Source organism: Gammaproteobacteria bacterium (genome assembly GCA_029862005.1).
Classification (GTDB): Bacteria; Pseudomonadota; Gammaproteobacteria.
The window spans coordinates 163,891-187,827 of record JAOTYD010000003.1 but is presented as its reverse complement, the minus strand read 5'-3'; the positions used below and the strand labels follow the sequence as shown (position 1 = coordinate 187,827).

Sequence of the window (23,937 nt, the reverse complement as noted above, 5' to 3'; positions counted from 1 at the left end):
ACGCTGGAAAAAATATTGCCAGAACTGCGCGGAGCGCTGAAACAGGTTTGGAATACCCAGTGCATCGGCGAGCACGTAGTAGCCGTCATATTTCAGCAGCGGATTGCCGTTGAAAAAAAGCGACGACACGCCGCCAATCAGGAACATGTTGAAGCCGATGCTTTGCACCAGTCCCGGTTGTGCCGCAAGGAACAGCAGCAGTCCGAGCGCAGCTATGAACAGTTCCACCATGATGCCAGCAGCGCTCACCAGGATGCGTTTGTAGCGACTACGGAAGTGGGTCGCGGTCGAGACGTTGACGTAGGGCACCGGCATGAACATCAGGAAGTTAATCCCCATTTCATGCACCTCGCCACCCTCGAGCTTGGCGCTGAAGGCATGTCCGAGTTCATGCACGAACTTGATCGGGGGATACAGCACGAACATCAGCAGCAGGTTGTAGGGTGACAGCGCGTTGAGCCCGAAGTGATGGCTTATCTGGGGCCAGTGCTGCGCGGCCTGCAGCCCGGTATAGAGCATCAGACCCAACCACAGCAATCCAACCTGCTTGCTGAACATCCAGTTCACCTTGGCCTGGTGTCGATTCAGGAAATCTTCCGGATCCCACAGCGCAAAGCGCAGCGCCACCGGATTCGAAAAACGTTGCTTGAGTTTGTTGGCTTTCTGGCGTGTCTGGCGCTCGAACAGCTCTTCGACGTTGGCGAGCGCCTCGCTCTTGAGCAGGTCCGACTCGTACAGCTTGCTCATCAGGTCGATAATTTCTTCCTGGCCGGGCGCAAACTCGTCGAGTTGCGTGCAAATCTGGTCAAAGATTTCCTGCACGCTGCGTTTACCATCCATCAGGCCGATGAACTGGTAGGCGGCCGGGTTGAAGCGATGGCTGCGCCCGGTGGTGGCGTTCTCGAGCAGGTACCAGATCAGCCCGCGATAGTCATGCCGATGAATTTTGACCTGCTCGTGCAGGCAGGGCTGTAGCTTTGCAACCCGGTACCAGTGGGGACTGATCAATCCATCGCTCATTGCTGTAATCCTTTACGGCCACCAGGACCAGAGCCAGAGCCGGAACCAGTCAACCATCTCGCGGGTCCAGATCCAGACCAGGCGTTCGCGTCCGGCATCGATTTTGCCGATTCCCTCCATGCCCGGCCGCAGCACCGCGGGCGCGTCCGGCAGCGAGGCCTCGACGCGGAAGATGTTGGCACCGTCCTCGGCCTTGGCGACCGAGGTAATACGCTCGACCTTGAGCGGCAGGTTCCGTTTGGACAGGCTCGCCAGCGTCAACGAACCCGCCTGGCCCTCCTCCACGTACGAGATCTCGCTTTCGTCAACCTTGAGGATGATGCGATAACCTTCCAGCGGTGCGATCTTGAACAGGGTATCGCCGCGTTCGACCGGCGAGCCGAGCATCTGGCTCAGGTCGCCCTCGATCACGACACCGTCGAAAGGCGCGGTCAGGTTGATGCTCGCGAGCTGCTGATTGACCAGTTCAATCTCGGCATCGGCCTGGTTGATCTGCTCCCGTATTACGCGCACCTTGACCAGGTCTCGAGCCGACTGGGCTTCGCGATATTCACGGCGCAATTTCTGTAAGCTACCGTTGAGGCGGGTCAGTTCGAGTTTCAGCTCGGAATCATTCAGGCTCGCCATGACTTCACCCTGGCGAATGGTATCGCCGGCGCGAACCGCCGAGGACAGCAGGTAACCCGAAATTGGCGCGGCGACCACGCGCTGCACCTCACCTTCGAGCACGGCATCGGCGGTAATGCGGAAATTGGCCTCGACCATGCTGGTTACCACCAGGAAAGCCGCAAGCGTGGCCGTGATCGCCTTGGTACGCAAATGCTTCAGGCCGAACACAGCACCGAGTCCTCCAGTGATGCTGTCCCATAGTTTCGGCAATATGCTCCGCTCCTGGTCTCGTTTGAGCGCCAGGAACGGCGTCAATAGCGACAGGGTTTGCTGGCACAGATCAAGCGTCTTATGTTCGAGCGGCAGGTCTTCGCTGCAGAGCAGCGTAATCGCGCCGAACACCTTGCGCTCGGTGATCAGCGGAATCGTCGCGATCGAGCCGGATCCGTACTTGCGCGCCAGTTCCTGGTGTGCGCGCTGGATCACCTTGCTCTCCTGATCTGGAAACAGGATCGAACTATCCTGTTCGACGGCTTCGTCCATGGCGTCCGCGATTTTGCGCACCAGGTTCGAGCGCTGGTCGAACTCGGCGCTGTTCGACAGAGCAATGACCTCGCAGTGGTGCCCGCGCAGTTCAGCAAAAGCGACGCGCTCGCAGTTGAAATGGCTGGTCAGTTCGGCAACCATGCGCATCAATCCCTGTTGGTAGCTGCCCTGTTCAAAGCAGCTTGCCAGCACGCCAACGACATGGCTGTAGAATTCATTATTGTCGGATTCTGGCTTCTCGAAGCTCGCGAGGCCCAGCCATTTGACACTGCGCCTGAGCGAATGAAACACGGCCAGGTGCTTGGTGGTCGGAACATGTTTCATCTTGACCGCGAGCACCCCGGCCAACCGCGAACGGATATAAACCGGCTTGGCGAAGTAATCCAGCGCCTGGCCGTCGACGACCAGCGCCCTCGAGAAACAGATTTCACCTTTTTTCTTGAGCGCGTATTTGACCGTGGCAAAGAAATCCTGGTGCTTTGGGAGGTCTTCGGGCCATTGCGCCAGCAGGTGCAGCTGGTTGTTGTCCGGGTCGGGCACCATGAACACCGCGGAGTGCACATCGGGCAACATGCCGCATACGGTTTCCAGCCATTTTTCAGAAAACCGGCTATGCATTGCCTGCCCCCGCTGAATCAGAAACCAGTTCCAGCGCTGCACCCGGCCATAACAGGCCGAGCACCTGGTCGGTGTTCGCCTCGATCTCCCGGGCCACGATCTCGTCGATTTTTTCGGGCAGGTTTTTGAACAGCGGTTTTTGTTCGATACTGCTGTTGATCAGGTGGTGGTGGCTACCCGGGTTCGAGTCCTGGCGCAGGGCATGCGCCAGGTGCACCACTTCGACCGCGTCTTGAAACGACTCGTCGGCACGATCCGGTTCGAGATGAAAGGCGGCTACCTGCTGGTAAACCGGCGGCAGGTGCCAGCTCTGCATCAGTTCCGCACCCACCTGGCAATAGTTGAAGCCCATCTGTTCACGTTCCACCTCGGCCAGTTCACGGTCATACAGCTGGCTGAGTTCGAGCGCCTTTAACGACGCATCGGGTGCCTTGAGGAACAATGCGGCGTGACCGATATCATGCAGTAACCCCAGAGTGAAAAACACGTGGTGGCTTTCGGCCTTACTATGTTGCCCAATGGTTCGCGCAGCGATACCGCACTGCACGCTGTAGCGCCAGAAATCTCGCAGATTGAGCACCGCTTCCGGGATTGCAGCGAACGTGCGCATGCACAGCGAACCCAGCATCAGGTCGTGTAACTGCATCAGGCCGATCAGGCTGATCGCCTGGTAGAGATTTTCGCAATTACGGGGAAATCCGAAATACTGGCTTTTCGCCATGCGCATGATCCGCACCGCCAGCATCGAGTCACGCTCCACTACCTCGACAAATTCCTCCATCGTGGCATCGGGATTCAACAGCAGTTTTCGAATCGCGACATAGACCTCGGGCATCGAGACGTGCTCGGCCATGTCGCTGACGAATTCACGTGCAGCCTTCATTTGATAGCTATCCTGTTTAGGATTAAGCCAGGATGACCTTTTCCATGTCAGCGCTGATCGACCCGGCCTCATCCATCGAGAATTCAAGTTCCGCCTGCGTCAGCCCTGTTATTTCCAGGACTTCGGCATCGGTTACGGTATCGGCAGCGTTGCGATTTTCTGTAGTCACTGAATGGGCGCAGGTATGGGCCAGATTCATCAGTGCGGTTTCGACCTGGTTCTGGGTTGCGGCCCTGGGCGTCGGCTGGTAGCGGGTAAGCATTTGCAGGTTATCGGACAGGTTCCAGTTGGCCATCAACATGGCCCCGACGTCGCCGTAGTGATAACCCATGACCTGCACCTCGGCCACGTGTAGCGGCAGGCCCTGCTCTTCCGCTATTTTATGTGCCTCCGAGGCCTGCTGCGGAAACTTCGAATACAGCACCAGGTGACCTATTTCATGCAGCAACCCGGCGATAAACAGGTGATCGCTCTTCGACAACTTCAATTTTTCGGCCAGTAAGCGCGCCAGCACCCCCGAATACAGGCTCGCACGCCAGAAGGTATTCAACGGCATGATATCGTTGGGCAGCGACAGGCTCGATATCGCAGAAATACCCAGCACCATGTTATGCAAGGGGCCGATGCCAATCATGTTAATTGCGCGTGATATGCTTTCGACCGGTTCGGGAAAGCCGAAGTATGCACTGTTGACCACCTTCAGGACGCGTGTCGACAGGTTCGGATCAACGCTGATGACTTCGGCGAAATCGTAGATATCCGCAGCCGGGTCGTCCATCAAACGCTGCACCTTCAGATAAACCTCGGGCAACGATATCAGCTCGGTTACTTCCTGCAGGTGTTGTTGGATATCCGACATGACTGGGCAGCACTATTGTTGTTATCGGGCCAGTACCACACCGACCCTGTCAAAGTAATGACAGCAGTATAGTTTAAATATCTGAATTCACAGGTTACAGCAGGTTTGAGGATCAGGCGTTGATAGCCGGATTCAGAGTGCGGGAAAGGGCGCAGCGGTCGCGAAAATTCGCGACTGCTTGCGTCAAACGGGATATCGATCTATTGATAAAAAACGGTGGTGTACTGGTTTGGATCAACCGGTGGGATAAAGGCATCAAAGCCTTCGTTGATAACCTTGAAAATTTCATTGGCGATCACGGCATAACCCCTTGCGGTCGGGTGTATGCCATCGAGCGAATACGCCCCGCCCTGCGCGAAGGTGGAAGAGACACCGCCCGAACCATAAATGATTCCGGTCGCATTGAGCTCGGTCAGTTTCGCTGCGGCGTCGAACAGCAACAGGTCGGGGTCGGCATTCGCGGCGGCGACAATGGTCGCGTTGTACGCTGTGCGCGCGGTCTCGATATAACCTATTTCGGCTTCGGTCAATACGTCTGCGTCGAGCATCGCAGTACCCACACCCCAGATCGTGGTCGGATCGCCCATCACCGCCTCGGTTCCAATCTTGGGAGACGAGGTTAATATGATCAGATCGTTCGCAGTCGCCTGGCGAATCGACGGTAAACCAATTACCGTTGTCAGGCTATCGTCCTCGATAACCAGTGCGTTTTGCCCCGCTGCAAACACGATCGTTCGTTGAGCGATCTCGGCAGGCGAAATCGGAGTACTGGCAATTCCCGCGTTGTAGGCCGCATAGGCGCCATTACTCAACGCCGCGGTGGTCGCATCCATCGGAATCGGATTGTAGGGCACGGTCGTGAAATACGGAATCGTGGCAATATCGGGAATCGTGGCCAGCACGCCCTTAGAGTCCGGGAACGTGCCTGTGATCGCGGCAACAGCGCCATTGTAAGCCGCGTTGAACAGGGTCGGGTCGCTGACATCGGTGGTGGTCGTGCCGTAAGGTGGATTAGCGTTGCCCGGTCCCCCGTCCACTGCATACAGCAAAATGTCGTTATTTCCTATCCACAACACAAAGAAGGTCGGCGCCTGCGCCAGAAAATCCGCAATCATGGTTGTCGTGTCGTTTAACGAGAAGCGTGCAAAATACGGATTCGACGTCCCCGCAATGAATGCCGCCAGGCTGTTTGCTCCATAGTTGGCCACGGCTAGATGAATCGCCTTCGCGCCAGGCACACCCATGTTATTAAATCCACCGTTGCCGACGCGTGCGTCGATGGCGGTCGATTGCACCGGGGTTATCGTGTCCGGCGCGACTGGTTGCGACGGATTACCGGTCGGCACTAGTACGAGGCGGTCCGCGCGCCCCAGGTCGACTGCGGTATGGGTCAGGCTGCCCGTTCCCCCGACAGGCATCAGCGGCTGGGTGAAGGCCCCACCGCCGGTAAGTGCAAATTGCTGCGAAAGAATCAGCGGCAGGGAGTTTTCCTGTCCGTGAAGATACAGGGCACCATCAGCATAGCCGGCAGTTAGCGAGTCACCGAGTGCGACAAAAGTTGTAAAATCGGCAGAGCCTGCACTGGGATCTTCTCCGGAACTGCCGGAAATGTCGGTGTCGCAACCCGCTACCAGGGAAACCATGGCGAGCACAAGTAACGTTTTCGATTTGACGATTTTCATAATATCCACCCTAGTACCGGTACGACAGGCCAAACCCGATCGAATTGGCCGCCGAATCATAGTCTCCACTGAACGGGATGGTGAAACCACCCTCTTCGTAATAATCGTAGGAATTTTCTTCGTCGTCAAAAGTCAGAATCAGTATTGAAAAATCCATTTGCAGGTTCTTGGAGTATCTATAAGTAGCGCCCGCCGTATACCCGATCGAATCGTTGCGCGGAGTTATCGGCTCAAACGATCCTTCCGGTATCGGGGTTTCATCGAAATAAATACCACCGCGCAGCGTCCACTTGTCGTTGTAGCGATACTGTGCACCGAACCGATAGATGCTCGAATCTTCATAGAATCTCGGATTCACCGACTCGATACCGTTGTCGAATTCGAATGTCAGCTCGTCGAAGACATCCCAGTAGGTGCGATTGTAATCGAAAGCCAGGGTCAGCTTGTCACTGTACTTATAAGCAATACCGAGAGTCAGTTCTGCCGGTAATGGAAGATCGCCATCGACATCACCATCGGCAAAGGTGGATTCCAGGGCTGTCGGAACATCGTCGAAATCGGCATCCTCGCCACGCGCCTCGAGGATGATCTCCGAGCGATAGCTGAAACCCAGCGATGTCTTGTCCGAAAGCTTATGCAAGATGCCGAGATTGTAGCCCCACGCGGTTACGTTATCGGCCTTGATCGTAACATTGGAGCGGTTACCATCGGCATCGGTCAGTGACGTAGTCAAATTGCGATTAAATTCAACCGAACCCACCACCAGGGTGGGGCCAAAGCCGATGCTCGTGGTATCGTTTAGCTGATAGGCAATGGTGGGCTGGAAGTAGATGGCCTGCAGTTCAATATCGTTCACCAGGTGCGACCCTGCCCAGTCTTTCGGCCATTCGACCTTGTTTCCGTAAGGTGTATAGACACCCATTCCCCAGGACATTTCGTCCGATATCCTTTGCGCGAAGTATCCGTTGAGTGGCGTGCCCAGCGGAGTGTCGGTTTCCTCTTCAACCAGGGTCTCCTCGCTCGCATACTCGGTCATGCCTTCGAGCAGGAAAATACTGCCGACGATGTCGGTTTCGGCTTCGAGCTGGGTCATTGACCCCGGATTGAAAAATACGACTTCGGCACTATCGGTCAAGGCGACCCCGGTATGCCCCATCGCGAGCGCCTTCTGCCCCTGCAAGGCAACCCGGTAACCACCGGCATGCGCCGTACCCGCAATGCTGCAAGCCAGCGCTGTAATAATTATTTTTTTCATGTGTCGACTCTCTTCCTCCAGGTTCAAAAAACCTGCCTGCTCCGGGCCAATTCCTGGATTATTATTGCGTCTCGCCTGGTATTTTCCCGCGTTAACGCCATCGCTGGTATTTGTTATATTCGCGATTGGTCACAAAATCATACGCTTTAGATCGTAAAATTAAAACAATTGATACTAGAAAATACCTACATTGCGACCAGCGGTATCCACGGCAGGGGGCTGTTTGCAGGCAGTTATATCAGTAAAGACACGATTATCGGCTGGCTGGAAGGAAGCCCCTGTACCAGCGATGGACCCCATGTCCTGTGGATTAACGCCGGCCAGGGTATCGAGGTTTTGTGCCGATTCAGGTACATCAACCACTCGGACGATCCCAACGCCTGCTATTACGATGACCTCAGCGTCGTGGCGTTGCGTGACATCTGGCCGGGCGAGGAAATAACCCACGATTATAGTTGTAACGACTGGTGATTAACCTTGCACGGATGCGATATACTCACTCGCTATAAAACCACAAGTGAAACTCTCATGGTCAACGCAGAAATCGCCAAGTTCAACATGATCGAACAACAGATCCGCCCCTGGGAAGTCCTCGATCACCAGGTATTGAACACGCTTAACCAGGTCAACCGTGCAGACTTCGTGCGCGAGGCCTACAAGGGGCTTGCCTACGCGGACTGCCAGATTCCGGTCGGCAATGGCGTCAGCATGCTGCCACCAACGATCGAAGGTCGCATGCTGCAGGCGCTGTTGATCAAACCCGAAGACCGGGTGCTGGAGGTTGGCAGTGGTGGTGGATACATCACGACTTGCCTGGCAAAACTGGGCGATCGGGTTACCAGCATCGATCCGAGCGCCGAAATTATTGACTTTGCCCGAACCAACGTCACCAATAGCGGACAGGACAATGTCGAATTTCAGCAGCTTGGGCTGGCGCAGATCGATTTCTCGGCAGTCTACGACGTAATTGCGGTCACGGGTTCGTTGCCGCAAGTGCCCGAAAATCTGAAGTTGGCGCTTAAGCCGGGTGGTAGAATGTTTATCGTTGTCGGCCAGTCGCCGGTCATGGAGGCCCTGCTAATATCACGTGTCGGCGATGCCGAATGGACGACCCAATCCCTGTTCGAAACTGATCTACCGCGACTGCGAGCCTGATTAAGCGGCCAATGCGTAGCATGAACGCAACGCAGTTGGCTGCACATTTGCAATCTGCAAAACCACTGCTACTCGACGTCCGGGAACCCTGGGAATTCGAAGTCTGCCATATCGACGGCAGTATTAATATCCCGATGGGACAGATACCGCATGAGCTGGCGCAACTGCAAAATACTGACGAGATTATCGTGATCTGCCACCATGGCATTCGCAGCCAGAATGTCATCAGGTTCCTGCAACAACAGTCAGTCGTGGGGCTGGTTAACCTGGATGGTGGTGTTGACGCCTGGGCGCGCGAGGTTGACCTCGATATGCCTTTGTATTAATCCGATACCAGTTTCTTTATAATCCGCGCAAACCAAAAATGTGAAGCCTCTAATGCAAAAATTCCCGTCGAAACTCGCCTTGCTGATCTTACTATTCTGGTGGCAGGCATCGCCAGCCGAGGATCTTGTTACCGTCTACGGCCTTGCATTGGAAAATGATGCCGAACTGATGATTGCGGAATCCAGTTACCTGGCAGCAGTCCAGGCACTACCGCAGGCTCGTTCCGGACGCAAACCGCAGATATCCCTGAATGCAAGTGGTACAGCGCGTGAGTCCGATAATTCTGAAACCGGAGACAATGACAGTGAAACCATCGGCTACAGCCTTAACCTGTCGCAGTCGCTGTATAACAACGAAATCCAGGGCGATATCAACGTCGCCGAAGCCAGTACTGCGGCTGAACTCGCCCGTCTTAATGCTGCCCGCCAGGCATTAATCTTAAGGGTAGCGGAGACCTATTTCGCTATCCTCGCGGCTGAGGATAACGTCGAGTTCGCTTACGCCGAACGCAACGCTATTGAGCGTCAGCTGGAACAGGCGCAAAAACGTTTTGAAGTGGGGCTGATCGCGATTACCGACGTACAGGAGGCGCAGGCCCGATTCGACACTGCCGAAGCGGATGCGATCCTGGCCGAAAACATACTCGAAAATGCGTTACAGTCACTGGTAGTTATTACCGCCGACCCCTCGATCAAAAAACTGGCACCGTTGGGTGATGACCTCAAGCTATCGCTACCCGACCCGATCACCGCCGAGCCCTGGGTTTTACTGGCGTTAAAAAACAACCTCGATCTTATCGCGGCGCAACAGGACCTCAATGCGGCGCGTTTCGAGCGTGATAAAAATTCCAGGAGTGGATATCCAACGCTCGATCTGACGGCAAGTTATGCGGATAACGATGTCGATGGTGATGAACTAAGAGGTGATTACCAACAGGACGATCTGACCCTGGGTATTGAATTACAGGTGCCACTTTATACCGGCGGTCGCATTAGCGCCGAGCAAGCCCAGGCCGAGTCAAATTTTGTTTCCGCCAAAAACACGGTGCTGTTACAAACCCGGTTGGCTTCGCAGCAATCGCGCACGGCTTACCTCGACGTGGTTTCTGGAATCAGCCAGGTCAAGGCGCTCAAGCAGGCAAATGAGTCGAGCAAAATTGCCCTCGAGGCAACCCAGGCCGGATTCGAAGTGGGTACGCGAACCTCGGTCGACGTGTTGGTATCGCTGCGGGAAACATACCGTACCCGGCGCGACTACGCGAGTTCACGTTACGATTACCTGCTCAATAAACTGAGATTAAAACAGGCGGCGGGATTACTCAAGGAAGACGACCTTTTCGACATCAACCGCTGGTTGATTCAGCCATAGCCGATGGGCGAAGCGAGCTCCGTTTTATTCAAGGCGAGCGATTACTTATCACCGAAATTTTGGCCGATGTGGTGTATTTTCGGCCTGTTGCGCCTGGTTTCGTTACTGCCATTTCGTATCGAGCTATCGGTTGGTCGGCTGATTGGTCGCGTTATCTACCTGGTTACCGGTTCTCGCAAGAAAATAGTCGATACTAATCTTGCGCACTGCTTTCCTGAAAAGTCCGTCGACGAGCGCAATCGCATAAAAAAGGCCTGTTATCAAAATATCGGTATTTCACTGATCGAAATGGCGATGTGTTGGTGGTGGGGCGCAGACAAGTTAAGGTCGATAGTCGAGATCGAAGGACGCGAACATCTCGACGCGGTGCTCGACAGCGGACGCGGAGCTATCCTGCTGACCGGCCATTTTACCAGTCTCGAAATCGGCGCTCGCCTGCTGGCTCTGTTCATGCCGGTGCAGGTCATGTATCGAACTCAGCGAAACCAGCTGTTCGACAGCTACCTTTATACGCGGCGTTGCCGTTACTTCGTCAACACGGTATCACGCAAGAACACCCGGCAGCTGGTCAAGGGCATCAGGCAAAAAATTCCAACCTGGTACGCGCCGGACCAGGATTTCAGACGCGAGCGTAACGTGTTTGCGCCCTTCATGGGCATCGCTACCGCAACTATTACAGCAAGTTCACGCCTGGCACAGTCGTCGGGGGCAGCGATGCTGCCGTACTATCCGGAACGTAAAAAGGATGGCAGCGGTTATATCCTCCACATCGATGCCCCGCTCGAGGACTTCCCCAGCGACGATGAATTCGAAGATGCCAGCGCCATTAACCGCTCAATCGAAGAGTACGTGCGACAATTCCCCGAAAGTTACATGTGGATACACCAGCGTTTCAAAACCCGTCCTCCCGGCGAGGCCCCCTTCTACCCGTGAATCGATGAAATGACAGTGCCGTCACCCGGATTTGGATATCGCCTGCTCACCTTTCCGTTGTACCTATTCTGGATCCTGCACGCGTTGAAACACGGTTTCAAACACGGATTGCCGCGTTACCTGTCAATGCGAATGTTCGGCCTGCAGGGCGGCAATGATGAACGGATCTGGGTGCACGCCTCGTCGGTTGGCGAGGTAAACGCCGTCACGCCGTTGGTGCAAGCGCTGATGCAGCAGGGTGAAAACGTGTTATTCACGAGTTTTACCGCAACCGGCTACCAGGTGATTCAGGACCTTTTTTCCGATTCGGTTTGCAGCAGCGTGATTCCATTCGATCACTGCTGGCCATGCCGACGCTTCTTTCGACAACACAACATAAAGCTGGGCCTGGTAATGGAAACCGAGCTCTGGCCCGAGCTGCTCTACCAGGCGCGCAGCCGTGGCGTTGAGTTGTTGCTGGTCAATGCCCGCCTGTCACGGAAATCCCTGGACGCGGGTGGATTCGTGCGCGGCCTGTTATCGACGACACTCGGCTATTTCGCTCAAATCCTGGCGCGCAACAAACAGGACCTGGATGCTTTTACACGCCTGGGGGTCAGCGAAGATCGCATCAGGATCGTTGGCAACCTCAAGTTACACGGTAAACAGGCGAATCCGGTATCCCGGTTGATCGAACGCGATTACGTGATTCTTGCTTCCAGTCACTCCGGCGAGGAACAGCAGTTCCTGGCAGCACGGCCGCCGGAACTCGAGCACCTTCTGATCGTACTGGCACCCCGGCATCCCGACCGCAGCGGGACAATTCAGGTCCAGATCGAAGACCTGGGCATGACTTATTCAGTACGCAGCAAGGCGCAACCAATTGAACCGGAAACCGGGGTTTACCTGGCGGATACGCTCGGCGAACTAGCTGCCTTGATGGCCCACGCCAGGGTTGTCATCATGGGAGGTTCTTTCGATACAACCGGCGGTCACAACCTGCTCGAACCCGCAAGCCTCGGTCGTGCGATTATTACCGGGCCCTCGGACAGTAATATAGCCGAGGATATCCGGATGTTAGGCGCTGACCAGGGTGTGCTGCAGGTAGGAAGCGTTACCGAGTGCTGGGCGTCGATCGCCGATCTACTAAGACACCCGGAACGGGCGGAAGCACTAGGACAGGAGGCAAAGTCCCGCGTGATGAGCCAACCGGACATCATTCAGCAATACATGGCCCTAATCAGCAACCGACCGTAACCGAGTCCTTTACGACTGGTAACCATCCATCAGGGCCTGCCAATCGTCTTCGCCATAGTGGAGACCCCGGTTCCGATTTCTCTTTTCTATCGATCGCTGCAAGCGAAAAAGAGGTTGCCATTGCCAGTCGTCGATTTGATTCATGATACGCGCCCTGTCGAAGTCAATCACGAAAAAACGATTCTGCGAATCGATCAGTATATTGTCCGAGTTGAGATCGGCGTGGCGTATACCCTCCGCGTGCAGGCGCTTGATGAGTAATCCCAGCTGGTACCAATTTTCTGTCCCGAGATTTTCATGCTGCAGGCGCTGTGTCAGCATCTCGGTATTGACCAGGTACGCCGTTATCAATGCCGCCCGATAAACCAGGCCGCTGCGGCAGGCACAGGCAGCGATCGGTTCGGGCACGGGCAGGTCTGCTTTACGCGCACGCTGTAAAATTTTCCATTCACGCCAGGGTCGGGTTAAAGTCTTGCCCAACCACAGGTATTGATCGCTGAGCATTTTGCGCACCATACCGCCGCGATGATAACGGCGCAGGACAGCTTCCCTGCCATCGATCTCGATCAGGCAGCTTCCACCACGCCCCCCGGCACTGATAACCTGGTAACCCGGTTGATGTTGCCAGTAATCGGCAGTAAACATTTCGTCGGTAAATTCGCGTGTACTGCTTTGCAATTGCAGAATGAAACATTTCGACGATTTAAATTCGCGCGTCATGTTGCCCGATATCGTCGACCATAACCTGTGTCCGGTATCCTTCGTTTACGAGCATCGATCCATCATCGGAAACGGTATCGATGCTCACTGCACTAATTTCGGCCGCGGAAATTTGCGCATTCATCGACGTGACCTTGTGGTAATGCGGCGTGTAACCAATCCACTGACCGAGACTATGGTTAATCTGCTGTTCCCAAAGCACCTCAGCCCTGGTACCAATATGACGCTCCAGTTCCTGCCGCTTCAACCTTGCCGCCAGCGCATGCATCTCGCGACTGCGTGCCTTTTTAATGGTTCCATCGACCTGCCCCGGCAAACTGGCTGCCCTGGTTCCAGCACGTGCCGAAAAGGGGAAAATATGAATGTGCCCGAACCCTGTCTTGGTAACGAAATCCATGGTCTCGCGCCATTCCTGCTCGGTCTCGCCTGGAAATCCGGTGATCAGGTCCGTAGTTACATTAAATAACGGAATTGCCTCTCGTGCCCTATCCACCAGGCGCGCAAACTCATTGGTCTTACAGCGCCGCGCCATCCGACGTAAAACCGTGTCGCTACCACTTTGAATGGGCAGGTGCATGTGCGGCATCAAACGCGAATCCTGGAATAAATCGAAGAAATGATCAGGCAGGTCCCAGGGTTCGACCGAGGCCAGCCGAATTCGGGGAATCTGGCTATGCTCGAGAATCTCGCTTAGCAAGCGATACAGGCTGGAGCCGATATCGCTGCCGTAACCGCCAACATGCACGCCGGTCAGCGCAATTTCCTGCACGCCCTGTCGATGCAAGCTGTTTATCTCGGCCAGAATCTCTGCCTCGCAACGACTGCGCTCGGCACCCCTGGCAATCGTGACGATACAATAAGTACAGCGATAGCGACAGCCGTCCTGAATCTTGATAAATCCACGGTGACGACCTCGCACCAGCAATGCATTCAGCGATTGATCAACTAACGGTTCATGTAGCATATCGTTGACGCTACGGTTACCAACCAGAGCCAGCGTGGTTTCCACCAGTTGCTCTTTTTGCTGATTATCGACGACAAGGTCAACGCCTAGGTAGCGTTTGACCGCGTCGGGATTGAGGCTGGCATGACAGCCCGTAACCACGAGGCTGGCCTTCGGATTGTTACGCTGCAAACGTCCGATCTGCTGGCGTGATTTCCGGTCCGCCTGCGCGGTAACGGCACAGGAGTTGAACACGACCACGTCGGCTTCCGCGGCATCGGTGGTCACCTGGTGTCCGCGCTGCAAGAATTCGCTGGCCCAGGTTTCGAGCTCGGCTTCGTTAAGCCGACAACCGAGTGCCTGGAAGTTGATCAACACTTGTTGATTGCTCCTGAAAAAGTCCGCGGATTCTAACAACTTCCACTACCAAAACCCAGATTATTTCAGGGATCCACCCCCGAAAGAACGCCGCAAAAGTGTAGCGCGGCAGGGACGCCGCGCTCCAAGCGATTCCATGGATGGACCAACCGGCGTTCGCGCTGGTTGGAAGCGCCTTTTGCGGCGTTCTTTCGGGGGTGGGTCCCGACCAGAGACTGGTTATTCAAGCGTTATGATTGTGTGACGTGCTTGCCCGGAATAACGAATCGGTTAGCGGACGTTGGCGCTGGCGGTATCGGAATTGCCGCGGTTGTCGAGCCAGGAGATGGTAATCGTGTCACCCTTACGGCCCGGAATCTGAAAAGAAAGATATGGATTCCTCGAAATCGACTTACCCCAGAAAGCTTCCATGACAATCTTCCGGTTGCGGCTGACGACGACTTCCTTGATAAAGTGAGCAGGTATCTTTCTCCCGGTTTTCTTTATCTTGCGCTGCCCGGTTTCCATGGGATGGTTGATCACGCTTTTGACGACTACCTGTCCATCAATCTCGTGTGCGCGGATTTTCAGGGTCCTGGCCATGGCTACTCTCCACAGCCGTTACGGCTGACGCGAACCGGTCGCTTGTTGGTGTGCAGAATCCCATCGGCCTTGACAATGACCAGCAGATCACTGGTAGCGGCCATCCTCACTCGAGTCGATACAAAACTTTGCGCCTGGTAAATTTTGAAATAGGCGGTAAAGGGTGGTTCGTTTCCCGTAACCACGAGCGAGATTGACTCGGTATTCTCAAACCCGGATCTGATTCTGACCGGAACCATGTTCGCATCGCTGGCGATATGCGGCGCTTCTATTTCTATCTTGTCGCTCTCGCCGATATCAGCCGTACCGAAAGCTTCGCGCAGTGCGTCCGGTATCTGCTTGGCCAGAAAGGCCCTGGTGGGATAAGCGCTCAGCGCGACCCCCGGAAACAGCATTGCGCCAACGCCTAGCTGAAGGCTCGCTTTCAATAGGGTTCTTCTTTTCATGCCGGGTGCCTGCTGATAACAATATTCTGGTTACAGAATACTTATCGGCAGCCGCGGCTAAAGCTTTATTTCTGCGAGGGTCGATTGTTATTTTTCTAACAGCAGCAGGCGCTTTTCGCGAGCCTTTGATTCGGTAGCGAGATCTGTCTCGGGTAACTTAAGTACCTGATCGTAGAGTTTTACTGCCTGTTGCGGATTACCTGTAATTCGATGAAATTCTGCCTCGGCCATCATACGCAGAGCAGGTTGTTGCAGCGCCCGGTAAATTTCCGATAACTCGAAATAAACCTGCTGCTCTTGAGAAAACCTGTTTTCGAGCCGCCTTGCAATCAACAGCGCGGCCTGATTTTGGCCGACCATCTTGAGCAAGCGTACCAGGCGCAGCGAAAGCACGTAGTCCCCGGGGAAGATATCGAGCAAGCGCCGATACACCAGCTCCGCGTCGGCCTCGCGCCCCAGCTGTTCCAGGTTTTCTGCATAAGCGATGCCGTACCAGATGTTTTCACTATCGCCACGGTATAACTCACCCAGCATCTTATCGGCACGCTGATACTCGGCGGCCTGAATCGAGGCCAGCGCACGCAGATATTCGCTACCCTGCAGCGGTAAGTGATCACTACTCAGGTATTGCAGAAAATCCTTGAACAACAAAAAATCGTCCACCTGGTTGGCACCTGCGGGCAAGCTATTGGCCCGGTTAATCGCTTCCGCGACACGATTATTGCTGAGTGGATGGGTACGCAAGTACTCGATCCCACCAAGCCCGGAACTGCCCGAGAGCTGACCCATGATGCCGAAAAACTCGACCATGCCCTGGGGATCGAACCGGGCATCACTCAACAGCCCGATCCCGATCCGATCGGCCTCGTATTCGTTCTCCCGGGTGTAATTGATCATCGCTTGCTGACCGGCCGCCGCACCACCAAATAACAACGCGCTACCGGCCTGTGAATCGACGCTCCCGACCAGCAAACCCGCGAGCATCGTCAAAATGGTCGCGTTGCTGATCTCACCTGCTTTTTCCATCATGTTGATGCCGTGCATCAATCGGACGTGGGCTATCTCGTGTGCCAGCACCGAGGCCAACTGGTGCTGGGTACGAGCCAGCGCGATCAAACCCCGGTTCACACCGATATAGCCGCCGGGCAGCGCGAATGCGTTTACCGAATCATCACGCACGATGAAGAAACGGTACTCGCGCGCGCGGTTGTCAACTCCTGCCAGTAACCGGAATCCAAAGTCATTAATATAGTGATCGAGCAACGGGTTGGTTTCGATCAACCCGTTTGCCAGAAGTTTTTCGTAAACCGAGCGCCCTAACTTCGTCTCGCGGTCAATGTTAAATGGCGCATTTTCACCCAGGCTCGGCAGCTCGGAATTCGCGTAGGAAACCTGGCTGTTTAGCAGCAGCGAAATTCCGATACAGGCCATGAGGCCGAGATTGCGTAATAGCCGGAAACACAACAACATTTTACTGGGATCGATATAAAATTGGACTATATTAGAATAGTATCGACACAGTAGTACAGTATTCGTTCCACAAGCCAGGTTCTATGTCCCGGATAAAAGAAATAAGCGTTTCCGATTTGCATCGCATGTTACGCAAGGAAGATCATTTTGAATTACTCGATATCCGTACCCCGGCGGAAATCGAGCGTGGTGTATTGCCCAACGCCAAGACGCTGGCGATGCACCTCATCCCGCTAAAAATCAACTACTTCTCCGAATCACCGCGCCAAATCGTTATCTACTGTCGAACCGGGAGCCGCTCTGCGCAGGTTTGCCGTTTCTTAAACCAGCAGGGTATCAATAACGTGATCAGTCTGCGCGGTGGCGTCGTCAAGTGGGCGGCGGGAGGTCATGCTCTCGACCTTAAACCCGCCGAGGCCATCGTCTAGTTACGGTCTCGCTTGCCTTTTAAAAAGCCCTGACATATAAATGCCGTTTGGTAAGACCCGCCAACCGGCAAACGGAGATTTTTGATGGCAACATTCGACCGGGAACTTGACGCCTCGGGACTGAACTGTCCGCTGCCAATGTTGCGGGCAAGGAAAATGCTTGACGACATGGAGCGCGGTCAAACCCTGAAAGTAATCTCGACTGACCAGGGATCGATAAAAGACTTCGAGGCATTTTCGAAGCAGACCAATATCCAGCTGTTGTCATCGGGTGAGGAAGGTGGAAAGTTTGTTTTTCTACTGAAGAAAATCTGAAGTCCCCGATTCTCCTGAAAATCCCGTCAAACCCGGCTTAAATCGATTCCGAGCCGCAAACATCGATAATCCCGGCCCTGGGCGTCTAAATTTGCGATTTTTTGGGATATCTTCAATAAATCCAAGCTGTTATTAGTGCATTTGACTATTAACCATAATAGAATTTTGGGTTTGGCATAAACAATTGCGCTTTTTGTTTTAATGATTATCAGAGGTTAGTGTGGAATTATCGGGTTCCGAAATAATAATCCAGTTCTTGAAAGACGAAGGGATCAAACACCTGTTTGGCTACCCGGGTGGTGCCGTCCTGCATATCTACGACGCACTGCAGAAGCAGGACGACGTAGAGCATATCCTGGTGCGTCATGAGCAAGGTGCTACGCATGCCGCGGATGGTTATGCACGGGCAACCGGCAAGCCAGGCGTCTGCCTGGTGACTTCCGGTCCCGGCGCGACCAACGCGATCACCGGCATCGCGACTGCCTACATGGATTCGATACCACTGGTTGTAATAACCGGTCAGGTTCCAAGCCACGCAATCGGTAGTGACGCATTTCAGGAAGTCGACTCGGTGGGCATATCCCGACCCTGTGTCAAACATAATTTCCTGGTCAAGGATTTAAATAAACTGGCGGAGACCCTGAAGAAGGCTTTTTACGTTGCCACCAGCGGTCGTCCCGGCCCCGTCGTTGTCGATATCCCGAAGGATATTACCGCGCCGCATATCAAGATTCCGTACCAGTACCCGGAAAAGGTCGAGATGCGCTCCTACAATCCGAATTTCAAGGGTCATCCGCGCCAGATTAAACGTGCAATCGAATTAATGCTCAGTGCCAAGCGGCCCATGATATATACCGGCGGCGGCGTTATTCTCGACAATGCGTCGGATGAGTTGCGCAGCTTTGTGCGTAAGCTCGGATATCCGATCACGCAAACCCTGATGGGCCTGGGGGCTTTTCCCGGAACCGATCCGCTATTTATTGGAATGCTGGGCATGCACGGCACCTACGAAGCCAACATGGCGATGCACGAATGCGACGTTTTAATTTGCATCGGGGCACGTTTTGACGATCGTATAACCGGTGTGACCAGTAAGTTCTGCCCCTATGCCCAAGTTATTCATGTCGATATCGATCCCGCATCAATTTCAAAAACGATCAACGCCGATATTCCGATCGTCGGGGGTGCCAGACAGGTTCTGATCGAGATGATAAAACAGCTGGAACACACCGATCTCAGAGTCGACAAGAAGGCGCTTGATGCGTGGTGGAAAACTATCAAGGCCTGGCAGTCGCAGGAAAGCTTCGCTTACGAGAAGAAGAAAGGCCTGATTCAGCCGCAGGAGGCCGTGGAAGAACTCTATAAAGTCACCAAGGGTGATGCTTATATTACTTCGGATGTCGGTCAACACCAGATGTATGCCGCCCAGTTCTATCATTTCGATAAGCCACGACGCTGGATCAATTCCGGGGGTCTCGGCACGATGGGATTTGGACTTCCCGCTGCGATGGGCGTCAAACTTGCCTTCCCCGATAAGGACGTCGCCTGCGTCACCGGAGAAGGCAGCATCCAGATGTGCATCCAGGAGTTATCCACCTGCCTGCAGTACGGCACCCCGGTCAAGATTATTAATCTTAATAACCGCTATCTCGGAATGGTGCGCCAGTGGCAGGAATTCTTCTACGAGAAGCGTTATTCGCATGTTTACATGGATTCGCTGCCCGATTTCGTCAAGCTGACCGAGGCCTACGGGCACGTCGGCATTCGCGTCGAAGATCCCGACGATTTACACGATGCAATGGTTGAGGCCTTCAAGCTCAAGGACCGAACCGTGTTTCTCGACATCATTACCGACCAGGAAGCGAATGTATACCCGATGATTTCGGCCGGAAAAGCCCATAACGAAATGGATATCTCCCCGCTGCAGCAGAAAGTGCAGGCATCACTAAAGGCGAAGGGAGAACTGGTTTAATGCGACACATCATTTCCCTGCTGGTCGAAAACGAGGCCGGCGCACTTTCCCGTATCTCCGGTTTGTTCTCCGCGCGGGGTTACAACATCGAATCGCTGACGGTGGCGACCACGGAAGACCAGACCCTGTCGCGCATGACGATTATTACAACCGGCTCGGATCGTATCATCGAGCAGATCACCAAGCAGCTCAATAAACTCGTCGATGTCGTCAAGCTGCAGGACTTTACCGAGGGTAATTTCATCGAGCGTGAAATGATGTTTGTCAAGGTCAAGGCCGAAGGCGAATCGCAGCGTGCCGAGGTAAAACGCCTGTCGGATATATTCCGGGCACGTATTATCGACGTCACCGATACCACTTTCTGTATCGAGTTGACCGGCGCTGGGGATAAACTCGACGCTTACATCAGGGCCATGCACGAAAACAACATCGTCGAGGTGGTTCGCTCCGGCTCGATGGGTATAATGCGCGGCGAAAAAGCGCTTACCATTTAGTGGTACCCGGAAGGTACGCTTTAATAAAAAAACATTAACCAGATTTTCGACACGAGGCAGTTATGAACATTTATTACGATAAGGATTGCGATTTATCCATCATCCAGGGCAAAAAGGTCACCGTTGTCGGTTACGGTTCACAGGGCCATGCCCACGCGAATAATCTTAAAGATTCCGGCGTCGACGTTACAGTCGCACTGCGCGAGGGCTCGGCTTCGGCCGCCAAGGCCGAGGCGGCGGGTCTCGCCGTCAAGAATACTGCTGACGCTATCCGCGAAGCCGACGTAGTCATGATCCTTACCCCCGATGAATTTCAAAGCGATCTTTACGCCAACGAAATCGAACCAAATATCAAGCAGGGCGCTGCCATGGCGTTCGCGCATGGATTCGCGATTCACTACAACCAGGTAGTGCCGCGCGCAGATCTCGACGTCATTATGATCGCACCCAAGGCGCCGGGGCACACCGTGCGCTCCGAGTTTGTCAAGGGCGGCGGTATTCCTGACCTGATCGCGATCCAGCAGGATGCCTCGGGCATGGCAAAAGAACTGGCGCTATCCTACGCTGCCGGTATCGGCGGCGGGCGCACCGCAATTATCGAAACCACTTTCCGGGACGAGACCGAAACCGACCTGTTCGGTGAGCAAACGGTATTGTGCGGGGGCACCATCGAGCTGGTCAAGGCCGGGTTCGAAACACTGGTCGAAGCCGGCTATGCCCCCGAACTTGCTTATTTCGAATGCCTGCACGAGCTCAAGTTAATTGTTGATTTGATCCACGAGGGCGGTATCGCCAATATGAACTACTCGATTTCGAACAATGCAGAGTACGGCGAATACAGCACCGGCCCGAAGATTATCAACGAGGAAAGTCGCTGGGCGATGAAGGAATGCCTGAACGATATTCAAAGCGGCGCCTATGCGAAAAAATTCATTAGTGAAGGTCAATCGAACTACCCCGAGATGACCGCCTGGCGTCGCAACAATGCGGCACATGAAATCGAACAGGTCGGCGCCCGGCTGCGAGCGATGATGCCCTGGCTAAGCGCTAACGCATTGGTGGATAAATCCAAAAACTAAAAGGATTCGTAGGCGCCTCGCGTCGGTCCTGAATCTATGGATGACAGCAACCCGAAAGAAGTTCGCAAGCGTATGCGCAAGGGCATCTACCTGTTGCCCAACATGTTCACCACGGGCGCCCTGTTTGCCGGGTTCTACGCGATTATCGCGGCCATGAATGAGCGCTTTGAAATTGCCGCAATCGCAATTTTCCTGGCCGGTTTACTCGACGGCCTGGATGGCCGCGTGGCGCGCCTGACCAATACCCAGTCGGCCTTTGGCGCCGAGTACGACAGCCTTTCCGATATGGTTTCATTTGGTGTCGCGCCGGCACTGATCATGTACCTGTGGTCGCTGGAATATCTGCGCGATGTATCGCCGTTCATGGGTAAGTTGGGGTGGCTGGCAGCATTTATTTATGCAGCTTCGACCGCGCTCCGACTGGCGCGCTTCAATACCCAGATCGGCGTTGCCGACAAGCGCTACTTCCAGGGTCTTGCCAGTCCCGCGGCAGCAGCCGTGGTCATGGGTGCGGTCTGGGTATGCGAAAGTTACGACATCGCCGGAGAGGACGTGACCTACGCGGCACTGGTGCTTACCACCGTGACCGGGATCCTGATGGTCTCACGATTCCCTTACTACAGTTTCAAGGATTTCGATTTACGCGAACGCGTCCCTTTCGTGGCGATACTGGCGGTGGTGCTGATTTTTGTTTTCCTGTCAATGGAAACGGCAACCGTGCTGTTCTCTTTCTTTTTCCTGTACATGTTGTCCGGCCCGATCGTTTCGCTATTCCGCTGGAATCGCAAGCGGGTGCGCCTTTCGGGATCCCAGCAGTAACTCCCGCCTGAGCATAGAACCGAGATTTTGCTTGGCAAGCTCGTCAGAGTTGGCTATATTTCATTCTATGCAATTTCGGTACCCCAGTTCCCCAATACAGACTCCAGCCAGCCTGGGTCTCCTGCCTGCGTACCTGCTGCTGTCTCTGCTGCTCGCTCTGCTGCCGTAAGGCAGATCAGAGAACTCCTGACGAGGGCAAACGTAAACAACACCCATTATATTTAACGTTCAGACAGACGAGATAGCCATGAGCAAAGAGAAATTAATCATTTTTGACACCACGCTGCGCGATGGTGAGCAGAGTCCGGGTGCGTCGATGACGCGTGATGAAAAAATACGCATCGCGCGGGCACTTGAATTGATGAAAGTCGACATTATCGAGGCGGGATTTCCAATTGCAAGTGACGGGGATTTCGAATCGGTTAAGGCAGTTGCCGAAATCATCAAGGACAGTACGGTATGTGGGCTCGCGCGGGCCAAACAGGTCGATATCGAGCGCGCCGGCGATGCCATCAAACCCGCTATTTCGGGACGGATCCATACCTTTCTGGCCACTTCACCCATTCACATGGAACACAAACTGCGCATGACACCCGACCAGGTGGTAGAAGCAGCCGTGGCGGCCGTTCGCATGGCGCGAAAGTACACCGACGACGTCGAGTTTTCCCCCGAAGATGCGGGTCGTTCGGAACCTGATTTTCTGTGCCGCATCATCGAGGCAGTTATCGCCGAGGGCGCGACGACGATCAATATCCCGGATACCGTGGGTTACAATGTGCCACATCAATTCGGTCAATTGATTAAGGACCTGATGGAGCGCATCCCCAACTCGGACCAGGCGATCTTTTCCGTGCATTGTCACAACGACCTGGGGCTTGCAGTCGGTAATTCATTATCCGCCGTGTTGTGCGGTGCACGCCAGGTTGAATGCACCATAAACGGCCTGGGCGAACGCGCCGGAAACGCATCGTTAGAGGAAATCGTCATGGCGGTTCGAACCCGCCAGGATATATTTCCCTGCGATACCAGTCTTGACACCACGCAAATCATGAACTGCTCTAAAATGGTTTCAGGAATAACCGGCTTTACAGTACAGCCTAACAAGGCAATTGTTGGGGCTAATGCCTTCGCGCATGAATCCGGCATCCACCAGGATGGCGTCCTGAAATCACGTGAGACTTACGAAATCATGCGCGCCCAGGATGTTGGCTGGTCAACCAACAAGCTGGTGCTTGGCAAGCATTCGGGCCGCAATGCCTTCAAATCGCGCATGGCGGAGCTGAACATCGAGTTCGCATCGGAGGAGGAACTGAACGAGGTCTTCACCCGTTTCAAGAGCCTGGCGGATAAAAAGCACGATATCTACGATGAAGACCTGCTCGCATTGGTCAACGAAGCCGCGCTCGAAACCGAAAACGAAACCATCAAGCTGGTCAGCCTGAAAGTTTGCTGTGAAACCGGTGAAACACCCTGCGCGACGATGACGCTGAATATCGATGGCAGCGAGAAACAGGCTGAAGCCAGCGGTGACGGGCCGGTCGACGCCTGTTTCAAGGCAATTGAAAAGTTGACCGGGACCGGCGTCAACCTGCAGCTTTACTCGGTCAACGCAATTACGACCGGAACCGATTCGCAGGGTGAGGTTACCGTCAGGGTCGAAAAAGAAGGCCGCGTCATCAATGGCCAGGGAGCCGATACGGATATTGTCATTGCTTCGGCAAAATCCTATATCAATGCCTTGAACAAGGTAATCAATAGCGCTGATCGAACCCATCCCCAGCTGGGAGATGTATAAAAGTC

General features: G+C 54.4%; 24 protein-coding genes. 13 read left to right on the top strand and 11 right to left on the bottom strand.

Translation table 11 applies throughout. The annotated features are described in order from the left end of the window. The 6 genes from OES20_03940 to OES20_03915 form a co-directional block, all read right to left on the bottom strand. On the bottom strand, positions 1 to 1,020 hold a 1,020-nt coding region (locus OES20_03940; protein MDH3633836.1), incomplete at its 3' end, for a M50 family metallopeptidase. Positions 1,021 to 1,032: 12 nt separating this feature from the next. Continuing rightward, the gene (locus OES20_03935; GenBank protein ID MDH3633835.1) at positions 1,033 to 2,793 is read right to left on the bottom strand and encodes an HlyD family efflux transporter periplasmic adaptor subunit; all 1,761 of its coding nucleotides are present in this window, start codon (positions 2,791 to 2,793) and stop codon (positions 1,033 to 1,035) included. Next, positions 2,786 to 3,676: an HDOD domain-containing protein gene (locus tag OES20_03930; GenBank protein ID MDH3633834.1), complete on the bottom strand. Its 891-nt coding sequence runs from the start codon at positions 3,674 to 3,676 to the stop codon at positions 2,786 to 2,788. Before OES20_03930 ends, OES20_03935 begins: the two co-directional genes overlap by 8 nt. Positions 3,677 to 3,698: 22 nt before the next feature. Next, on the bottom strand, positions 3,699 to 4,535 hold the full coding sequence (locus OES20_03925) for an HDOD domain-containing protein (GenBank protein ID MDH3633833.1): 837 nt from the start codon (positions 4,533 to 4,535) through the stop codon (positions 3,699 to 3,701). Between the two features lie 200 nt (positions 4,536 to 4,735). Next, entirely contained in the window at positions 4,736 to 6,217 is a 1,482-nt protein-coding gene (locus OES20_03920) for a G-D-S-L family lipolytic protein (protein MDH3633832.1), read from the bottom strand. 10 nt (positions 6,218 to 6,227) lie between these two features. Next, a complete protein-coding gene (locus OES20_03915; GenBank protein ID MDH3633831.1) occupies positions 6,228 to 7,472 on the bottom strand; it encodes an OmpP1/FadL family transporter in 1,245 nt (414 codons plus the stop codon). Between the two features lie 168 nt (positions 7,473 to 7,640). Between OES20_03915 and OES20_03910 the strand changes: the two genes are divergently transcribed. From OES20_03910 to OES20_03885, 6 genes are read left to right on the top strand one after another with little or no spacing between them, the layout of a single operon-like run. Then, entirely contained in the window at positions 7,641 to 7,943 is a 303-nt protein-coding gene (locus tag OES20_03910) for an SET domain-containing protein (protein ID MDH3633830.1), read from the top strand. 57 nt (positions 7,944 to 8,000) lie between these two features. Next, complete coding sequence (locus OES20_03905) at positions 8,001 to 8,627, top strand: protein-L-isoaspartate O-methyltransferase (GenBank protein ID MDH3633829.1); 627 nt, start codon at positions 8,001 to 8,003, stop codon at positions 8,625 to 8,627. 11 nt (positions 8,628 to 8,638) lie between these two features. Next, on the top strand, positions 8,639 to 8,953 hold the full coding sequence (locus OES20_03900; protein MDH3633828.1) for a rhodanese-like domain-containing protein: 315 nt from the start codon (positions 8,639 to 8,641) through the stop codon (positions 8,951 to 8,953). Between the two features lie 52 nt (positions 8,954 to 9,005). Beyond that, positions 9,006 to 10,322: a TolC family outer membrane protein gene (locus OES20_03895; protein MDH3633827.1), complete on the top strand. Its 1,317-nt coding sequence runs from the start codon at positions 9,006 to 9,008 to the stop codon at positions 10,320 to 10,322. Between the two features lie 3 nt (positions 10,323 to 10,325). Then, entirely contained in the window at positions 10,326 to 11,255 is a 930-nt protein-coding gene (gene lpxL, locus OES20_03890; GenBank protein ID MDH3633826.1) for an LpxL/LpxP family Kdo(2)-lipid IV(A) lauroyl/palmitoleoyl acyltransferase, read from the top strand. A 9-nt stretch (positions 11,256 to 11,264) separates the two neighbouring features. Further along, a complete protein-coding gene (locus tag OES20_03885) occupies positions 11,265 to 12,491 on the top strand; it encodes a hypothetical protein (protein ID MDH3633825.1) in 1,227 nt (408 codons plus the stop codon). A 9-nt stretch (positions 12,492 to 12,500) separates the two neighbouring features. On the opposite strand, the gene OES20_03880 is transcribed toward OES20_03885, so the two are convergent. The 5 genes from OES20_03880 to OES20_03860 all read right to left on the bottom strand — a co-directional run bounded on the left by OES20_03880 (position 12,501) and on the right by OES20_03860 (position 17,030). Next, on the bottom strand, positions 12,501 to 13,211 hold the full coding sequence (locus OES20_03880) for a 3-deoxy-D-manno-octulosonic acid kinase (GenBank protein ID MDH3633824.1): 711 nt from the start codon (positions 13,209 to 13,211) through the stop codon (positions 12,501 to 12,503). Further along, on the bottom strand, positions 13,195 to 14,532 hold the full coding sequence (gene mtaB / locus OES20_03875; protein ID MDH3633823.1) for a tRNA (N(6)-L-threonylcarbamoyladenosine(37)-C(2))-methylthiotransferase MtaB: 1,338 nt from the start codon (positions 14,530 to 14,532) through the stop codon (positions 13,195 to 13,197). Before mtaB ends, OES20_03880 begins: the two co-directional genes overlap by 17 nt. Before the next feature lie 270 nt (positions 14,533 to 14,802). Further along, positions 14,803 to 15,114: a thiosulfate oxidation carrier complex protein SoxZ gene (gene soxZ, locus OES20_03870; GenBank protein ID MDH3633822.1), complete on the bottom strand. Its 312-nt coding sequence runs from the start codon at positions 15,112 to 15,114 to the stop codon at positions 14,803 to 14,805. A 2-nt stretch (positions 15,115 to 15,116) separates the two neighbouring features. Next, positions 15,117 to 15,560 carry a thiosulfate oxidation carrier protein SoxY gene (locus tag OES20_03865; GenBank protein ID MDH3633821.1) on the bottom strand — a complete coding sequence of 148 codons (444 nt, stop codon included), beginning with the start codon at positions 15,558 to 15,560 and terminating at the stop codon, positions 15,117 to 15,119. Positions 15,561 to 15,647: 87 nt separating this feature from the next. Beyond that, a complete protein-coding gene (locus OES20_03860; GenBank protein MDH3633820.1) occupies positions 15,648 to 17,030 on the bottom strand; it encodes a M48 family metalloprotease in 1,383 nt (460 codons plus the stop codon). Positions 17,031 to 17,113: 83 nt separating this feature from the next. On the opposite strand from OES20_03860, the gene OES20_03855 reads away from it, so the two are divergent. The 7 genes from OES20_03855 to OES20_03825 all read left to right on the top strand — a co-directional run bounded on the left by OES20_03855 (position 17,114) and on the right by OES20_03825 (position 23,932). Then, positions 17,114 to 17,458, top strand: coding sequence for a rhodanese-like domain-containing protein (locus tag OES20_03855; GenBank protein MDH3633819.1), 345 nt, complete (start codon positions 17,114 to 17,116; stop codon positions 17,456 to 17,458). A gap of 84 nt (positions 17,459 to 17,542) precedes the next feature. Next, positions 17,543 to 17,773, top strand: coding sequence for a sulfurtransferase TusA family protein (locus tag OES20_03850; GenBank protein MDH3633818.1), 231 nt, complete (start codon positions 17,543 to 17,545; stop codon positions 17,771 to 17,773). 220 nt (positions 17,774 to 17,993) lie between these two features. Beyond that, positions 17,994 to 19,745: an acetolactate synthase 3 large subunit gene (locus OES20_03845; GenBank protein MDH3633817.1), complete on the top strand. Its 1,752-nt coding sequence runs from the start codon at positions 17,994 to 17,996 to the stop codon at positions 19,743 to 19,745. After that, a complete protein-coding gene (ilvN, locus tag OES20_03840) occupies positions 19,745 to 20,239 on the top strand; it encodes an acetolactate synthase small subunit (protein ID MDH3633816.1) in 495 nt (164 codons plus the stop codon). The genes OES20_03845 and ilvN overlap by 1 nt, the downstream gene beginning before the upstream one ends. 62 nt (positions 20,240 to 20,301) lie before the next feature. After that, on the top strand, positions 20,302 to 21,318 hold the full coding sequence (gene ilvC, locus OES20_03835) for a ketol-acid reductoisomerase (GenBank protein MDH3633815.1): 1,017 nt from the start codon (positions 20,302 to 20,304) through the stop codon (positions 21,316 to 21,318). Between the two features lie 36 nt (positions 21,319 to 21,354). After that, entirely contained in the window at positions 21,355 to 22,137 is a 783-nt protein-coding gene (gene pssA, locus OES20_03830; protein ID MDH3633814.1) for a CDP-diacylglycerol--serine O-phosphatidyltransferase, read from the top strand. A gap of 247 nt (positions 22,138 to 22,384) precedes the next feature. Next, the gene (locus OES20_03825; GenBank protein MDH3633813.1) at positions 22,385 to 23,932 is read left to right on the top strand and encodes a 2-isopropylmalate synthase; all 1,548 of its coding nucleotides are present in this window, start codon (positions 22,385 to 22,387) and stop codon (positions 23,930 to 23,932) included. Positions 23,933 to 23,937 lie beyond the last annotated feature (5 nt).

Coding starts and splice junctions, on each gene's coding strand:
- OES20_03935 (MDH3633835.1), bottom strand. CDS start 2,793: ATGCATAGCCGGTTTTCTGAAAAATGGCTGGAAACCGTATGCGGCATG.
- OES20_03885 (MDH3633825.1), top strand. CDS start 11,265: ATGACAGTGCCGTCACCCGGATTTGGATATCGCCTGCTCACCTTTCCG.
- OES20_03905 (MDH3633829.1), top strand. CDS start 8,001: ATGGTCAACGCAGAAATCGCCAAGTTCAACATGATCGAACAACAGATC.
- OES20_03865 (MDH3633821.1), bottom strand. CDS start 15,560: ATGAAAAGAAGAACCCTATTGAAAGCGAGCCTTCAGCTAGGCGTTGGC.
- OES20_03825 (MDH3633813.1), top strand. CDS start 22,385: ATGAGCAAAGAGAAATTAATCATTTTTGACACCACGCTGCGCGATGGT.
- OES20_03920 (MDH3633832.1), bottom strand. CDS start 6,217: ATGAAAATCGTCAAATCGAAAACGTTACTTGTGCTCGCCATGGTTTCC.
- OES20_03925 (MDH3633833.1), bottom strand. CDS start 4,535: ATGTCGGATATCCAACAACACCTGCAGGAAGTAACCGAGCTGATATCG.
- pssA (MDH3633814.1), top strand. CDS start 21,355: ATGGATGACAGCAACCCGAAAGAAGTTCGCAAGCGTATGCGCAAGGGC.
- OES20_03895 (MDH3633827.1), top strand. CDS start 9,006: ATGCAAAAATTCCCGTCGAAACTCGCCTTGCTGATCTTACTATTCTGG.
- OES20_03880 (MDH3633824.1), bottom strand. CDS start 13,211: ATGACGCGCGAATTTAAATCGTCGAAATGTTTCATTCTGCAATTGCAA.
- OES20_03930 (MDH3633834.1), bottom strand. CDS start 3,676: ATGAAGGCTGCACGTGAATTCGTCAGCGACATGGCCGAGCACGTCTCG.
- lpxL (MDH3633826.1), top strand. CDS start 10,326: ATGGGCGAAGCGAGCTCCGTTTTATTCAAGGCGAGCGATTACTTATCA.
- soxZ (MDH3633822.1), bottom strand. CDS start 15,114: ATGGCCAGGACCCTGAAAATCCGCGCACACGAGATTGATGGACAGGTA.
- OES20_03855 (MDH3633819.1), top strand. CDS start 17,114: ATGTCCCGGATAAAAGAAATAAGCGTTTCCGATTTGCATCGCATGTTA.
- OES20_03900 (MDH3633828.1), top strand. CDS start 8,639: ATGCGTAGCATGAACGCAACGCAGTTGGCTGCACATTTGCAATCTGCA.
- OES20_03915 (MDH3633831.1), bottom strand. CDS start 7,472: ATGAAAAAAATAATTATTACAGCGCTGGCTTGCAGCATTGCGGGTACG.
- ilvN (MDH3633816.1), top strand. CDS start 19,745: ATGCGACACATCATTTCCCTGCTGGTCGAAAACGAGGCCGGCGCACTT.
- OES20_03860 (MDH3633820.1), bottom strand. CDS start 17,030: ATGTTGTTGTGTTTCCGGCTATTACGCAATCTCGGCCTCATGGCCTGT.
- ilvC (MDH3633815.1), top strand. CDS start 20,302: ATGAACATTTATTACGATAAGGATTGCGATTTATCCATCATCCAGGGC.
- OES20_03850 (MDH3633818.1), top strand. CDS start 17,543: ATGGCAACATTCGACCGGGAACTTGACGCCTCGGGACTGAACTGTCCG.